This window comes from Bacillus sp. FSL H8-0492 (assembly GCF_038006145.1).
Taxonomy (GTDB): Bacteria; Bacillota; Bacilli; order Bacillales; family Bacillaceae_G; genus Bacillus_A; species Bacillus_A mycoides.
This window is the reverse complement of the sequence record NZ_JBBOUP010000001.1, coordinates 2,951,958-2,968,513: the sequence shown is the minus strand read 5'-3', so window position 1 is coordinate 2,968,513 and position 16,556 is coordinate 2,951,958. Positions and strand designations below refer to the sequence as shown.

Here is a 16,556-nt window from a genome sequence, read left to right as displayed (position 1 = left end):
TCATTTGAAATGAATGCTATATTCCATCAAAATAAAGGAAACAACATGAAAGGAGTTGTGTCTGTGATTCAATTTAATCATGTGTCAAAAGCGTATGAAGATGGCACAAAAGCAGTGGATTCATTACATTTAGAAATTAAAAAAGGAGAATTTTTTGTTCTCATTGGTCCGAGTGGTTGCGGGAAAACAACGACAATGAAGATGATTAACCGTTTAATTGAAACGACGGAAGGATCAATTTTAATCGATGGAAAAGATATTCAACAATATAACATAAACGAACTACGTTGGAATATAGGGTACGTGTTGCAGCAGATTGCGCTGTTTCCACATATGACAATTGCTGAAAATATTGCAGTTGTCCCTGAAATGAGAAAATGGACCAAAAAGAAAATAAAAGCACGTGTCGATGACTTGCTACAGATGGTTGGGCTCGATCCAGATGTATATCGTGATCGTATGCCAGATGAATTGTCGGGAGGGCAGAAACAACGTGTTGGTGTCGTACGGGCATTAGCCGCAAACCCGAAAATTGTACTTATGGACGAACCATTTAGTGCGTTAGATCCGTTAAGTAGGGAGCAGCTTCAGAAGGATATCGTACAATTGCAAAAAAAGATTCAAAAAACAATCGTGTTCGTAACGCACGATATGCAAGAGGCTTTATCACTTGGTGATCGTATTTGTGTAATGAAAGAAGGAAAAGTTGTTCAATTAGATACACCAGAAGGAATTATACATAACCCGAAAAATGAGTTTGTAGAGGAGTTCATTGGAAATCGTGGACGACCTTGGTATGAGGGGAAGAGTATAGAAGAGGTATTGCCGCTAGACGAGGGTATACGAGTTCAAGGGAATGCTTTATCTTTACATTCGTCATTACAAGAAGCACTAGTCCGCTTACAAACTGAAGAGTCAGTGCCGGTTGAAGAGCATGGTCAATATGTTGGAGCGTTAACAAGTCGTCATATTGTCAATTACATTGTTGAACAAATGAAGGAAAGAGGCTAAACAGTGACTGATTTTATTCAAACGTTCCAAGAACGAAAAGTAGAATTGCTAAGTGCATTAAGTGAGCATTTACAAATATCGCTTATTTCACTATTTTTTGCAGTAATTATTGCAGTGCCACTCGGCATTATATTAACGAGAAAAGAACGAATGGCTGAATTTATTATAGGGACTTCTGCTGTTATGCAGACAGTGCCCTCACTTGCTTTACTTGGACTATTAATTCCGTTAGTAGGAATTGGAAAACTGCCAGCTATAATCGCATTAGTTGTGTATGCACTATTACCTATTTTACGAAATACATATACAGGAATACGGGAATTAGATGAATCACTTATAGAAGCGGCGAGAGCTATGGGGATGAATAGCTGGAAAAGATTATGGAAGGTAGAGCTTCCGCTCGCATTGCCAATTATTATGGCTGGTATTCGTACAGCGATGGTATTAATTGTTGGAACGGCTACATTAGCTGCTTTAATAGGCGCTGGTGGGCTCGGTAAGCTCATATTATTAGGCATAGATCGAAATGACCATGCGCTTATCATTTTAGGGGCCGTACCAGCTGCGTTACTCGCTTTATTCTTTGATATAGTACTTCGCATACTTGAGAGCCCGAAACGCTCTTCTAAGCGCGTTATATTGACGATATGTATAGTTGTAGTAATGATAGCTGCTCCATTTCTTTGGAATACCGAAAAGAAAGACATAGTTATTGCCGGTAAACTTGGATCTGAACCAGAAATATTAATTCAAATGTACAAGCAACTTATTGAACAGGATACAGATTTACAAGTGGAATTAAAGCCAGGCCTTGGAAAAACAGCATTTGTATTCGAAGCGTTAAAATCAGGTGAAGTAGATATATACCCAGAATTTTCAGGTACAGCTTTATCTACTTTCGTGAAAGAAGAACCGAAAAGTACAAATCGTGATGAAGTATATGAACAAGCTCGTATTGGAATGGAAAAGAAATATAATATGGTTATGTTAAAGCCAATGGAGTATAACAATACATACGCACTAGCCATGCCGAAAAAAATAGCAGATCAAAATAACATAAATACAATTTCTGATTTAGGAAAAATTGCACAGGAAGCTAAAGTAGGATTTACATTAGAATTTGCTGATCGTGAAGATGGTTATAAAGGAATGCAAAAATTATATAACTATAAGTTTTCAAATGTTAAAACGATGGAACCGAAACTGCGCTATAGTGCAATACAATCGGGAGATGTTAACGTAATCGATGCATATTCAACAGATAGTGAATTGGAGCAATATGGGCTTAAAGTGCTAAAAGATGATAAAGGACTATTCCCGCCTTATCAAGGAGCACCATTATTAAGAAAAGAGACGTTACAGAAATATCCTGAACTCGAAAAAGTATTAAATAAATTATCTGGAAAGATTACAGATGAAGAAATGAGAAAAATGAATTATGAAGTAAATGTGAATGGGAAAAGTAGCGAAGAAGTCGCAAAACAATTTTTACAAAAAGAGAAGTTACTTCGTTAATTTTACAATAAATATACAATTTTATATGTATGAAATGACCGTTCATTACAAAATGAACGGTTTTTTTGTGCATACTTATACATTTTTTCAAAAAAGTATTCCATTTTTCTTCATTTTCTTTTAGAATAAGTAATGTTTTCCTGAAAAAATATAAGAGAAACGTCTATTAGAGAAAAAGGTGACTTTAATAGTTGAACGAACATAACACCTAGAATGACAGATGGGGTGGTACAAATAGAAAAGAAGTTAGGATTTTTTCCGTTAATCGCATTAGTAGTTGGAACGATGGTTGGTGGCGGTGTTTTTAGTTTACCGCATGATTTAGCAGTAGGAGCAAATAGTGGTGCAACGATAATTGGTTGGTGTATTACAGCAATGGGAATGATTCCACTTGCGCTCGTATATCAAACGTTAGCAAGACAAAAACCGGAGCTTGAGGGCGGAATCTATAGTTATGCACGAGCTGGATTCGGTGAATATATTGGTTTTAACAGTGCTTGGGGATACTGGCTAGCAGGGATTTTAGGAAATGTTGCAACAATTATGTTACTGTTTAGTACATTAGGTTACTTCTTCCCAATTTTTAAAGGCGGAAATAATGTTGCGTCAATCGTAGGTGCATCACTTTTATTATGGACATTGCATTTTCTAATTTTATTTGGAATTCGTGAAGCCTCCATTATGAATGTTATCGCAACGATTGGGAAATTAGTTCCGATCTTATTATTTATTGTCGTGATGGTAACAGCGTTTCGCTGGGATACATTTACACATGACTTTTGGGGCGAAGGAACTATCTCAGTTTCCTCTGTACTAGGTCAAGTGAAAAATACAATGCTTGTAACCCTTTGGGTGTTCATTGGGGTTGAAGGAGCAGTTGTATTATCAGGAAGAGCTAAAAATAGTAGAGACGTTGGAAAAGCGACAGTACTTGGACTTATTTTAGTAATGTCTATTTATATTTTAATTTCTGTTCTGTCAATGGGAGCCATGACAAGAAAAGAACTTTCAGTATTAGAGACTCCTTCAATGGGACATGTATTAGAACATGTTGTTGGGCCATGGGGTGCAATGGCAATTAATATTGGATTAGTTGCGTCACTTGTAGGTACATTAATTGGCTGGTTTTTACTTGTTTCTGAAATTTCTCACGTAGCAGGAAAAGACGGCGTGTTTCCGAAAGTCTTTACGAAAACAAATAAGAAACAAACGCCGCATATGGCATTGTGGATTTCAAATATCGTTGCCCAAACTATATTTATAATCGTTTTGTTTTCACAATCGACATATCAAATTATGTATTTTATTGCGTCAACATCTATATTACTGCCGTACTTATTATCAGCGCTATTTCAATTGAAATTAGTCATCACGAAAGAGATGAAAGTTGCGAGAGTAAAAAATGGATTGTTAGCATTAATTGCTTCCCTATACTCTGTATGGTTAATTTATGCAGCTGGTTTAAAGAATTTATTGCTTGTTTCAATCGTATATGGTATTGGGATTCTCGTGTATATGTTTGCAAGAAAAGAAAAAGGGAATCGTTGTTTTGCAGGCAAAGAGCGATATGTGATGTGGGCAATTGTTATTGCAGCTATTACATCACTTTATATGTTACTGACAGGAACTATAAAAATGTAAAAGTCCTTTTAATTTAAAGGGCTTTTTTCCTTGTCTAGAGAATATTTAATACATAAGATATTCAGGAGGGATGAAAATGGAAGAAAAAGAACAGTTGTCTAGAATTATGGATTTAGCTAGTGATTTAAGGAAAGTATTAGTACAAGAATCTTTTTTTAATCATCATCCTGAACTTCGAGGCGTGATTGAAAATTTAGCGAGTTTGCAGCAAAATAAAGATGAAAATGCCGAAGATCGATTACGGTACGTACTTGCTAAAATGAAAATCGCTCATAATGCCATTTTACAAGAAAAAAAAGCATTTCCTTCTCATTAATATACGTTTTAATTTTGAACCTGACGGATGACGTCAGGTTTTTTATTTCTAGTTTTAGATTGTAGTTCATACAATAAGGATAGTATGAAAAAAAGAAGGTGACTACGTTGAAATTACATAAAGCTCTTCATCCAAGTTTTATAAAGCGAATGTATTATATGAGGTTTATTGGGAAGTTTGCAAAAGCTGAGGGAGAGAAGAATGGAGAAAATTTCTTTGTACAATGTCTTTCTTCAATACCTTTAACTTTACAAGAGTTATTTCCGACTGGAAAATATTTGTTTGAAGGATTATGCAGTAATAAAAAGAATGAAAAAATCTTTACTGATTTAAAGAAGCATAAATTAGAAAAGCAACTGGTTATGTTTCGTCTTTATTATGATCGTGGAAATTTATTTCTGGAATTAATATGCACAGAAGAGCCTCGGGAAATAGCATCTTCATATAAAGTGATTCCTTCACCAAAGGTCTCAAATTATAAAAAGAGAGCGTCATTGGAACGGAAGTTAAGCAACGGTTATTTATCATTTCTTATGCCTAAATTACCAAAAGACTTTGAGCCTCCAGAATTATTGTGGCATGAAGGAAGGCTATATGGAAATTTATCGTTAAAATCATCAATAAGTTCAATTTCATATTTTGAGCAAAGAAAAGAATGCAAATATATTGAAATAAACGATTGGATGAAACATGTAGAAATAGCAGTAGATGATCATTTATATTTTGTAAGTGAAAATGTGTATGACCAACTAAATAAACGAATTGCTGAAGAAGGTAAGTTAGTTGAAGTAGAAGATATTAAAATGCAAAAGGATGACTGGGAATGGGATGAGCGTGAATCCTCTTTTTTGCAGTATGTACAAAGTATGGTTCGTAATAAAGGGTTATATTTGGATGATACAGATATATATAATTTTCACATTAGTATTAAAACCAATATGTTAACAATTGTTGGTGGTATACCAGGTGTTGGGAAATCACGCTTTGTGCAAGCTTATGCAGAATCACTTGGGTTACGTTATGGGGAAGAATTAATTTGGATTCCGATTTCACCATCGTATCAAGAACCACATGATATTCTCGGTTACCTTCATCCGAATGGTAATTTTATTGAAAGTGAAACGAAGTTAGTTCGGACATTGTTAAAGGCTAAAGAAAATCCAAATCAATTGTATATAATTGTGTTCGATGAAATGAACATGTCACATATTGAGTATTGGTTTACTCCGTTTCTATCCGTTCTTCAACTTGAAAAGAAAAATCGTATTTTGAGTTTGTATGAGAAAGTACAAGAAATAGAAAATCAAATTCCACCTTCAGTGGAAATTGGTGAGAATATTATTTTCGTAGGCACTGTAAATTTTGATGAAACGACGAAAGAGCTTTCCGATCGATTATTAGATCGAACAAATTTGATTACATTACAAAAAATTCCGTTTTGCGAGATGAGTATAGAACATGAGAAAGTTGTTCAGCAACCCCCGCTGAAAGTAACAACGGGAGAATTTCGACTCAATTGGTTTAGGAATAAAGAGATGATCGAAGTGTATACTGAAGAGGAATTAGAGTTATTGGATAAGTTACATGATGTATTATCATCACACGATATATCAAAAGGAATTTCTTTCCGATGTGCAAGCGCAATCGCTACGTATTTGCAAAATATACCGTTCCAAAATAATCAGTCCTATATGATTAGCAGGGAAGAAGGTTTTGATTTGCAAATAAAGCAGCGTGTATTAACGAAATTAAGGGGGACAGAAATGACAGTGGGCCCTCTACTTTCTGAAGAAGCAAAAAGGGGAGCGACATTGATACCACTTTTACAGTCTCCGCTTGCAAATCGTGTATCTACATTTGAACATTCTTTAGCTTATATAAGACAAAAGCGTAGAGAACTGGAGCTGTATGGCTATGCAAAATGAGGAGCGTTATGAAACAGCAATCGTCGATACGAAAGAAACGCTCCCGTTTGTATTGAAGCTAATTATTGGTACTGAGGGGAAAGGCGATTTTATCCTTTTAAACCGGCTTTGTACGTCTACTACAGCATTAGTTCAATGTATTTATAAAGTACAGGAATTAAAACCACTGAAATTACATTTCCATTATCAAAATCCAATGGATATTACATTCATATGGAATAAAGTATATGAGGGACAAAAGAATATAAAAGAGTCACAATATGAATTAAATGAAAAAAAACAAAGAGTATTAGTGTATGAACATGGAAAAACTGAATTTTTTTATCCGTGGCGCTGTGGCTTATACCATTTTGAAGTGCGTATAGAAGATAAAACTTATTATGGTGCGTTTCAAGTTGTTCCTAAAAACTTTTTTGATGACCAATTTGAAATGATTCAAGATTATGTGAAGTCAATTTTAAACGAGTTAATTTTAGATAGAGGTTATTACAAGAAAACTTTCTCAGCACTTAGCGATATTGAAGATTCTTCTTATTTGGTATTGTTAAGAAAGTTGCCACAAAAAATGAAAAGAATAAAACAAATTTTTAAGAAAATAGAATCGAATGCGGAATTTGTACACGAATATGAATGGGAAACGAAAGCGCGGAAGGCAACGAGAAAAACTGCCATTATGACAGAAAGAAAGCTTTATGCGAAATATTACAACCGTAAATTTAAGGAGCAAAAAAATAGTATTGAAAATGCATTTCTTAAATTTAAAACGATGCAATTCTATTATTATTTACTTGAAGCAGAAAGTTTTGTACGTAAAACTATTGAAATACTAGAAGGAGAAAAGAAGAAAAAGTCAGATGAATTTCAAGCTGTTAAAACAATTATGAAAACGATTGAACGAAATGGATCCGTGACGGATAGGGAAAAACAAAAATATAGAAATCTACATTTACTGAAAGAAGCAGATTTACGGAAAAGTTCTGTGAAAATGCAAGAATATAAAATATTAGCTCATATCGTATATGAAAGCGTACAATACTTTCGAAATTTATTGTATTCTCCATTTTGGAGGGAAGTTTCTGAAACAGCTACCATTAATTCAAACACTTTATCTATACCGCATCAACAGTTAATCCACCATTTAGAATTGTTACCGCAACATACCGAGCAACCTCCATCTTTATTATTCGTATATAAACCAACGTTTTTAGTGTATGAGTATTACGCTTTTTTTATCGTTATTTCTATATTAGAACAAGTCGGATTTGAAGATAAGAATCCTATCCGTGAACAAATACAAGAACATTTTTATTTAGACGGATTACAAGATGGAACGACAGTGATTTTACATCGAGATGATATAAAAGTGCACGTCGCGTTTAATGATTTAATTGAAACACACCCTCTTATTGCACTAAGCAAAGGAAGTAATTTTTATAACGGAGAGGACACAAAGAAGCCGGATATTCGTTTAGATTGTTATGTAAAGGAAGAAGAGAAGTATGTATATAAATCTTCTATTATTATCGAAGTGAAATATAGTCCTATGTACAATATTTTTCAGCCTGTAGGTAATACGAAAGCAACGGAGCAAATGTATAAATACTGGTCTATTAAGTATGTAGAAGAACAGAATGGCAAAAGAATTTTTAAGCGAAGAGCGATTTATGAAGTGATTTGTGTATATCCAGGTAGCCATATGCATAGTAAAAAAATTGAATCTGGATGTGGAGTGTTTTTACAACTATATCCATATAAAACGAAACAAGGAGAAGAGAAGTTGGCTGGGAAGCATGGGATGATTCAAATTTTTGAGAAATGGTTAAAAAGTAATAAAATGTAAAAGAAATCCTTTTTAATGAAGGATTTCTTTAGGTTAAGAAGAATTATATGCAGTACGGAAAGACACATTATACGGTTCGAACTTGATAGTGATTATCATTTTTTTATTAGAGTAATTGAATCTTTTTATGTTTGTAATAGTATGGGGAATTAAGGGTTTTTACATGTGCATGAATGACTAATAAGTAGGAATTTAATTCATTTTGCAGAATATAATAAGACATAAATATTTTTAGTTGCATACGAAGATTTGTTCTTATATGATAGTAAGTGAAAGCGTTATCAAAAACAGAGCGGCGATGGGAAAGGCGGTTAAATATGTTCCAGCGTGTTCAAACAAAGGAAGAGCATTTTTGGTTCGAGCAACTGTGGGGAGATTTTTGTGAAGAAAGAAACTTAATGTTTGTAGAACGTAATTTAAATCCATCACGATTTTTATTAATAGAAGATGAACATCATATTGGTACAGTAGAATGTATTAAGTTTACAGTACCTGAACAATCAAATTCTGAGTTTTTCTATCCGTTTTCTAAAAATGATTTAGTGAAAGATTTGAAAAATGTGTATGAAATAGGAAAGTTAAGTATTGCGAAAACGTCTCGGGGGAGAGGACATTTCAAAAGGCTGGCAGCTATTTTATTTATGCATGCGTTAGAGACGAAAGCGGAATGGTATATTGCAGCAGTTACAAAAAGAATGTATATGTATTTACTTACACTCGGTTTTCCAATCGAACCGATAGATAGTCCATTCCAGTTTCATGATACTTTACAAGGTGTACCAGTGCGAATTCATGCTCGAAAAGGGGCTACACATCTGTATTCTTTGAAAGAATTCCGTGATATTATTCAAGGGAATGCTCATGCGCAGGCACTTATTGCAGAATACAGTAAAAATATTATGTTAACAAAATGAAAATATATGAATATGTATAGTATGAAGAAGAGTTACTTATTACGGGCATCTGTTTTCATACAAAAAGTAGACCCTTATTCTCAGAATAAGGGTCTAAAATATTATAGTCCAAATATACTAAAAATCATTTTACGACGCTTCGGTTTCTTTTCTCTTTCATATGTTGGTTTTGCATCAGGAGTAATGTATATTGGTTCTTCTTTTTTTAGGGCAGCTTCTAGTTTTTGAATTCGTTCTAACATTTCCTCTATTTCGCGGCGATGTTGTAAAAGTTGGTATGTAACGACATCATTTGCTTTATCTTGCATTTGTTCTTCCATTCGATCTAGTCTTCTCGTAATTGTGGTAAATTGAGCTGTTAATTGCTCAAAATCATTCGATGATGTGTTTTGAACAATTGTGTTTATTTGAGTTTTTAATTTTTCTACATCATTTGAAGATGGTTTTTGAGTAGTTTGAGAGTTTTGAGGCTGGTCCATTTGAGAGCGATGGTATTCTAACATTAGATCTAAATCACCTTGTGTGAAAATAAAATGACCATATTTATTTTTTTTAATCGTAAGATTTAATTGTTGTGCAATCCGGACAACAGCCTTTGGGCTAACACCTAATTTCTTTGCGATAAATGGTGTTTTATATTCCAAAATAATCCCTCCTATATATATCCTGTTGAATGATTTCTAGTTATGTAGCAAGTTCCCTTCAGGTGTGACAAAAGAAGTGTGGAATCGGCAAAGAAAGTGTTTTTTCACGAAGTTCAGCTGTTTAGCACATACTATTTATATAAATCATTTTTAGTTATCGGAAAATTGGGCTTATTATAGTTTGACGATAATAAGCTAATTAGATTATCATAATTATAAATATCTTTTTTATGTATGCATATAATATATAAAAAGGTGGTTACTAATGTAGAATTTTATTAGAGTATAAGAATGCTTACTTCACTTGAATAAATTTAAGTAGGAGGTGGCTTCCTTGCTTACACTGTAAGTAAGGAAAAGTATTTGGACATATATAGTATAAGTATAGTGATTGTTTTAATTGCCTTAACGGCATTTTTCGTTGCAGCAGAATTTGCAATTGTTAAAGTGAGGAGTTCACGAATTGACTATTTAATTGCAAAAGGAAATAATCGTGCAATATCTGTCAAAACAATCATTACAAACTTAGACGAATATTTATCAGCTTGTCAATTAGGAATAACTGTTACAGCTCTTGGGATTGGGTGGTCTGGTAAACCTGCGCTAAAGCACATGTTTGATGTGTTGTTTGCAAATTGGAACGTCCCTACTCAACTCGCAGACATTTTAGCTATAATTTTAGTATTTTTGTTTATCACATTTTTCCATGTGGTAGTAGGAGAGTTAGCTCCAAAAACATTTGCGATTCAAAAAGCAGAACAAGTGAGTTTCTTTGTTGCTAAGCCACTCATTTTGTTTTATCGTATTGCATTCCCATTCATTTGGATTTTAAATGGATCAGCTCGGTTAATTACAAAGTTTCTTGGGTTGAAACCACCAAAAGGGCATGATGAAGTGCATTCAGAAGAAGAATTGCGGTTGTTAGTTTCAGAAAGTTATAAAAATGGTGAGATTAATCAATCTGAATATAAGTATGTGAATAAAATATTTGAATTTGATGATCGTATTGCGAAAGAAATAATGGTACCACGAACAGAGATGAATATTTTAAATAAAGAAATGCCTGCTGAAGAGGCTTTACAAAAAATGTCTCATGAAAAATATACGAGGTATCCGGTTGTTGATGGTGATAAGGACCATGTAATAGGCTTTGTGAATTTTAAAGATATATTTACAGATTTTGTGAAGCACCGAGTTGTTAGTGAAAAGACAGTGGAGCAATATATTAGGCCAATTATTTTAGTTATTGAATCTATCCCGATTCATGATCTATTTTTAAAAATGCAAAGAGAAAGAACACATATCGCTATATTAATTGATGAATATGGTGGTACATCAGGTCTTGTAACCGTTGAAGATATTTTAGAAGAAATTGTAGGGGATATTCAAGATGAGTTCGATACTGATGAACAACCGGAAATCCAACAAGTTAGTGAGACGAAAACGATTTTAGAGGGAAAAGTACTTGTTAGTGAAGTGAACGCATTATTAGGTTTGACTATTGACGACGATGATGTCGATACGATTGGCGGTTGGATCCTAACAAAAAATATTGAGATTTCCGAGGGTGATACCATCGAGATTGAAAATTATAAATTTTGCGTAAAAAAATTAGATGGACACTATATTAAGAGATTAGAAGTAACGAAACCTTCAGAATCGATTGTTATTATAGGAGATGAAAAAAAGATTTCGCTCCAAGAACAAATTAGTTCGTAAACTCTGCTTTGTAGCAGAGTTTTTTTGAGCAAAATGTTTTTTGATGTATTAGGGCTATGATACAATTACACAAGTCAGACCTTTCACCAGGTGAAATAAATGAAGTGTATTATTGTATACATATATTCGGAAGGAGAACCACTATGAAAAAACATTTATATATAAATGGGGTATGGAAATCAGTAGAGACGTATAAACCATTGTATGCACCATATTCTGAAGAAACATTAGCGGAGATTGCGCAAGGTACAGAAGATGACGTTAAGGAAGCAATAGTTTCGGCCAAAAATGCAATGAAAGAAATGAAAAAATTATCCGCATACGACCGTGCAACTATTTTAGAAAAGGTTGCACAAAAAATGGATGAGAGAAGAGAAGAGTTTGCAGAGATTATCGCAAAAGAAGCTGCAAAACCAATTCGTGCTGCACGGGGAGAAGTAGATCGCACTGTTCAAACATATAAGTTTGCAGCTGAAGAAGCGAAGCGAATATATGGTGAGACGTTACCATTAGATGCTGCACCAGGAGCAGGTGGCCGTATAGCGTATACAATTCGACAACCAATCGGGGTTATTGGTGCTATTACGCCGTTTAATTTTCCACTTAATTTAGTAGCACATAAGGTAGGCCCAGCAATTGCGGCTGGAAATACTATTGTGCTAAAGCCTGCCGACCAAACGCCACTTTCTTCGTATGCATTGGTAGAATTATTTGAAGAAGCTGGTTTACCAAAGGGAGCTTTCAATATAATTTCTGGACCTGGATCTGTTGTAGGTGAGGCATTAGTAAAAGATGAGAACGTTGCTAGTATTACTTTTACAGGAAGTCCGAAAGTAGGTATTGGAATTAAGGAAAAAGCCGGGTTGAAACGAGTGACGTTAGAATTAGGATCGAATGCTGCAGTAATTATTGATGAAGATATTGAATTGACAGACGAAATAATTGAACGTGTAAAATGGGGCGCGTTTGTGAATAATGGACAAGTTTGTATTTCAGTACAACGTGTTTTTGTGCATGAACGCAAAATGGAAGAGTTTATTACAAAATTAACGAAAGCAATGGAAAACGTTGTAGTAGGAGACCCGCTTCATGAAGAAACAGATGTATCAGCACTTATTTCAAAAAAAGATGTAGAACGTATAAATTCATGGGTGGAAGAGGCAGTTAAGGAAGGAGCTAATGTTGTATACGGTGGTAACAAACGTGATGCAAGGATTTTTGAACCAACTGTATTAGCAAATGTTCCAGATTATGTATCTGTTCAGTGCCAAGAAGTATTTGGTCCACTTATGACTGTAAATACATTTAAAGAATTTGATGAGGCTTTAGAACAAGTAAATAATTCACGTTATGGATTACAAGCAGGTGTATTTACAAACAATCTATGTAAGGCAATGCGTGCAATTGATGAATTAGAAGTCGGTGGTGTCATGATTAATGATATTCCAACGTTCAGAGTAGATCATATGCCTTATGGCGGTGTGAAAGAGAGTGGCACAGGCCGTGAAGGGATTAAATATGCAATAGAAGAAATGACAGAAATGAAATTAGTGTGTATTAAAAAATAAAGTAGATCGAGCTTAAACACCGCAATAAAAAACGAGCAGGAAATGTTTACGATTCCATACTCGTTTTTTATTGTTTGTTTTCCGTTTCTCGGAACGATTTCATTTAATCAAGTGTACCTTTTACTTCATTTCTTGTTTGAAAATATCATCTTCGACATAAATATGTTCTTTATCTACAGCAGTGCTATGAGAGAGTACTAAACCGATTGGTGTTTCAGTACCTTTATTTTGAACAATTGTAAAAGGAATATTTTTTTTAGTTGCTAATTTAATGTATTTTGATAAATGTGGGTAAGCAATGCTTCCATTTAGGAATAGTTGTAATGATTGAGAAGAACGTATGTTACCCGTTACTTCTGTATACACATTACTTTGCATTACTTGACCGATTGTTAAAGCGATTTCTACACGCTCACGTAATGTAGTTAAGTACATATTACGTTCTTCTGGTTTGTTTTGCTTTTGGCCATATATGCCTTCTTGGAGATAGTCTTCCACATTTTTATTTACCATATTTTTCACACCTTTCACTTCTTATTGTACGCAAGAATTAAAAAGGATGCAAAAAAAAAGTAGTTTTGAACAGGAAAATAATTAAAAAAATGAGAAGAGAAAAGGGATATATGAATAAAACTTATTTATATAAGAAGGGAAAAATAAATTTTATCAACAGAAATTAACAAAATGTGACAACAATCTATTAACGAAATGTATTTTTTGTGTTAATATTCAAAATATAAAGGGTATTCGTCGTATGGAAATGGAGGGAATGGAGGTTTTTCCAATCGATAAGGATATTAAAGAAGTATTTTGTTCGCACTTGAAAAACAACAGGCACCAATTCGTAGAGAACTGGAAAAACAAAATGATAATTTCCGAAAAAGATCCATTTAAACAAGAGGTAGTTCAAAATGGAGCGAATTTATTAGAGTTAATTATCGAACTTATTATGGAAGATAAAGACATTAATTATCTTCAGCCATTATGTGAGAAAATTGCCATTGAGCGTGCAGGGGCAGATGCGAATATTGGAGATTTTGTTTACAATGCAAATGTGGGAAGAAATGAACTTTTTGAAGCAATGTGCGAATTGGATGTAAGCGCTCGAGAACTGAAACCGATTATGGCCAAAATACATACTTGTTTTGACAAATTAATTTATTATACCGTTTTAAAATACTCAGAAATTATATCGAGGAATTTAGAAGAAAAACAGCAATATATAAATGAAACACATAAAGAAAGGCTTACGATTCTAGGGCAAATGTCGGCTAGTTTTGTACATGAATTTCGTAATCCGCTAACTTCGATTATGGGATTTGTAAAGTTATTGAAGACAGATCACCCTAATCTATCGTATTTAGATATTATTTCACATGAATTAGATCAATTAAATTTTAGGATTTCGCAATTTTTACTTGTATCGAAAAAAGAAATGTGGAATGAATCTGAACGTTTTTTGGTAAATGACTTATTTCAAGATATTATACAATTCTTATATCCAAGTTTAGTTAATGCAAATGTTTTGATTGAAAAGAATTTGCCGTATCCTATTCCACTCGTTGGTTACCGGAGTGAAGTGAAGCAAGTAGTTTTAAATATTTTAATGAATTCGATTGATGCTCTTGAATCGGTGAAAGAAGAGCGGAAAATTATCATTGATGTATTTGAAGAGGATCAGGCTGTTCGCATTGTTATAAAAAATAATGGACCTATGATTCCAGCAGACAATGTAGAGACTATTTTTGAGCCATTTGTAACTACTAAAAAGCTAGGAACTGGTATTGGACTATTTGTATGTAAACAAATTGTAGAAAAACATAAAGGATCCATATTGTGTCGTTCGGATAACGATTGGACAGAATTTCAAATTACGTTTCAAAAGTAAACAGTCTACACCATGCGAATGGTGTAGACTGTTTTAATTTGTAAGTATAACGGTTTCTAATTTTGGATCCTCAGTTGAATAACCAACTATTGAAATTGTGTAAATTGTATTTGGTTCAACGTTGAATTTTGGAATGGTTAATAGTACTTTTTTTGTATCAGCAAGTGAAACTTCAATATCTGCTGTACCAGGGCTAACTTGTAAAAAATCTGTTATTTGCTTAAAGAGTACATTTTCAAATAAATGATCCCCATCTTTTAAATTTACATTTACAACTGGAGTGTCTGGTGAAAAATGTGCAAACCGTATTTTTGCTTGACCAGATGGTAAATGCGTATTATCAAGAATGGGTTGTAATTGGAGATGATTATCGCTATTGACCGCTGCAAGGGTATAAGTGTGATTCCCCATTATTGGTACTAATGCTGAAAATATTGGAGTTTCGTTTCCGACAGGGACAATATCAATACGGTATTTACCTTGCACTAATGATAAATACGGACTGAATTGTTTAAAAGAAATATTTTTAATAACCTTTTGTCCGTTTATTATAATATCAACTGCTGGTGTATGGGGAGCTGTGTGGAAGATTCTCATATGTGACGGTAAAGTCGCTTCTTGTGAATCTCTCTTTTCATATGCTTGTACAAGTTTTGTAATTGCATCATAGTATTTCATATAGAGTTCTACATATCTTTTAGGATTGTTATATTGATAGTAACGAGCGAGCTGTTCGTAACGTGCAGCTTCTTGGCCGTATTTTTCAATTTCGGATTGAGTCATGAACATTCCTCCTTTATCATCATTACAAATATATGCGAAGCTAGAAAGAGGTTATGCAAAAAACTTGCCTTTCTAGAAGGAAAAGTTAAAATGGGGATTTTTTTATTTATAGGCAAACACACATACAAATCGATAATTGTCCTACATAAATTATAAAGGAAAGGTAGTTTGACTTTGATGGAAGGAGTGGAACCATTGGGATGGGGATATCCCCATAGTTATTGGGAATGAAGTTATGGAGGATTTGGTGCTATAGGCTGTGGGACGAATTATGGATTTGTATTATGAGTATTTCTATTAATTTTAGTAATGCGTTGGATAAGGTAATACCGATAAAAGAGCGTCGTGCCGAACTGATTAATGTGGTTAATCGGTTCTTTTTTTATTGTTCTAAACAGGTGGTACTATTTGTTAAGAAATAGTTATGATAAATGAGGTGAAGTAAAATGTCGAATTTTGTTTGAAAATATGCAATATAAAGTAGGATAATAGGAAGGAGAATAACGGGAGTTCCGTCGAAGTTTACACAATGTCAGCAATTGAGGGAAGTTGATATTATATTAAAAAAATATTCAATTTGCTGTTATCTTAAATCAGGAAGGGGTATTTAAGCGTATAGGTAAGATTGGTCTTCATTTTAAGTTCTGAATTTTCTGTTTTTAAAATAATATTTAGCAGTCATTTGTATATTTTATAATAGTTTTTTGATAAATTCACTGCTTTTGCAGAGGATTCTTTTTTATGAAAGAAACGTCAATTTTCTTCATATACATATACAAATTGGAGAAATGG

Annotated in this window: 13 protein-coding genes; 10 read left to right on the top strand and 3 right to left on the bottom strand. The window is 33.7% G+C overall.

Features of this window, described 5'->3' with window-relative positions; all coding sequences use genetic code 11:
* Positions 1–63: 63 nt before the first annotated feature.
* The 7 genes from MHH66_RS15265 (at position 64) to MHH66_RS15235 (ending at position 9,162) form a co-directional block, all read left to right on the top strand.
* Entirely contained in the window at positions 64–1,011 is a 948-nt protein-coding gene (locus tag MHH66_RS15265; protein ID WP_100248630.1) for an ABC transporter ATP-binding protein, read from the top strand.
* A 3-nt stretch (positions 1,012–1,014) separates the two neighbouring features.
* On the top strand, positions 1,015–2,526 hold the full coding sequence (locus tag MHH66_RS15260) for an ABC transporter permease/substrate-binding protein (protein ID WP_002085827.1): 1,512 nt from the start codon (positions 1,015–1,017) through the stop codon (positions 2,524–2,526).
* Positions 2,527–2,739: 213 nt separating this feature from the next.
* Positions 2,740–4,167 (top strand): basic amino acid/polyamine antiporter, encoded by a 1,428-nt coding sequence (locus tag MHH66_RS15255; protein WP_063219602.1) that lies wholly within the window; start codon positions 2,740–2,742, stop codon positions 4,165–4,167.
* 76 nt (positions 4,168–4,243) lie between these two features.
* Complete coding sequence (locus MHH66_RS15250) at positions 4,244–4,483, top strand: LemA domain protein (protein ID WP_078185385.1); 240 nt, start codon at positions 4,244–4,246, stop codon at positions 4,481–4,483.
* Between the two features lie 107 nt (positions 4,484–4,590).
* Positions 4,591–6,408, top strand: a complete 1,818-nt coding sequence (locus MHH66_RS15245; protein ID WP_078185384.1) for an AAA family ATPase — start codon at positions 4,591–4,593, stop codon at positions 6,406–6,408.
* Complete coding sequence (locus MHH66_RS15240) at positions 6,398–8,248, top strand: hypothetical protein (RefSeq protein WP_078185383.1); 1,851 nt, start codon at positions 6,398–6,400, stop codon at positions 8,246–8,248. The genes MHH66_RS15245 and MHH66_RS15240 overlap by 11 nt, the downstream gene beginning before the upstream one ends.
* Positions 8,249–8,565: 317 nt before the next feature.
* Positions 8,566–9,162, top strand: coding sequence for a hypothetical protein (locus MHH66_RS15235; RefSeq protein WP_002085820.1), 597 nt, complete (start codon positions 8,566–8,568; stop codon positions 9,160–9,162).
* Between the two features lie 101 nt (positions 9,163–9,263).
* On the opposite strand, the gene racA is transcribed toward MHH66_RS15235, so the two are convergent.
* Positions 9,264–9,806 carry a chromosome-anchoring protein RacA gene (gene racA, locus MHH66_RS15230; RefSeq protein WP_078185382.1) on the bottom strand — a complete coding sequence of 181 codons (543 nt, stop codon included), beginning with the start codon at positions 9,804–9,806 and terminating at the stop codon, positions 9,264–9,266.
* A 363-nt stretch (positions 9,807–10,169) separates the two neighbouring features.
* Here racA and MHH66_RS15225 point away from each other — a divergent pair, with 363 nt between their 5' ends.
* Both MHH66_RS15225 and MHH66_RS15220 read left to right on the top strand, forming a co-directional pair.
* Entirely contained in the window at positions 10,170–11,525 is a 1,356-nt protein-coding gene (locus MHH66_RS15225) for a hemolysin family protein (RefSeq protein ID WP_078185885.1), read from the top strand.
* Between the two features lie 143 nt (positions 11,526–11,668).
* A complete protein-coding gene (locus MHH66_RS15220) occupies positions 11,669–13,093 on the top strand; it encodes an aldehyde dehydrogenase family protein (protein WP_078185884.1) in 1,425 nt (474 codons plus the stop codon).
* Between the two features lie 120 nt (positions 13,094–13,213).
* Here the strand turns inward: MHH66_RS15220 and MHH66_RS15215 are convergent, their stop codons facing one another.
* Positions 13,214–13,606 carry a YueI family protein gene (locus MHH66_RS15215; protein WP_078185883.1) on the bottom strand — a complete coding sequence of 131 codons (393 nt, stop codon included), beginning with the start codon at positions 13,604–13,606 and terminating at the stop codon, positions 13,214–13,216.
* A 241-nt stretch (positions 13,607–13,847) separates the two neighbouring features.
* On the opposite strand from MHH66_RS15215, the gene MHH66_RS15210 reads away from it, so the two are divergent.
* Positions 13,848–14,981 (top strand): BA2291 family sporulation histidine kinase, encoded by a 1,134-nt coding sequence (locus MHH66_RS15210; protein WP_002031784.1) that lies wholly within the window; start codon positions 13,848–13,850, stop codon positions 14,979–14,981.
* Between the two features lie 33 nt (positions 14,982–15,014).
* On the opposite strand, the gene MHH66_RS15205 is transcribed toward MHH66_RS15210, so the two are convergent.
* On the bottom strand, positions 15,015–15,764 hold the full coding sequence (locus tag MHH66_RS15205) for a DUF4397 domain-containing protein (RefSeq protein WP_078185882.1): 750 nt from the start codon (positions 15,762–15,764) through the stop codon (positions 15,015–15,017).
* Positions 15,765–16,556 lie beyond the last annotated feature (792 nt).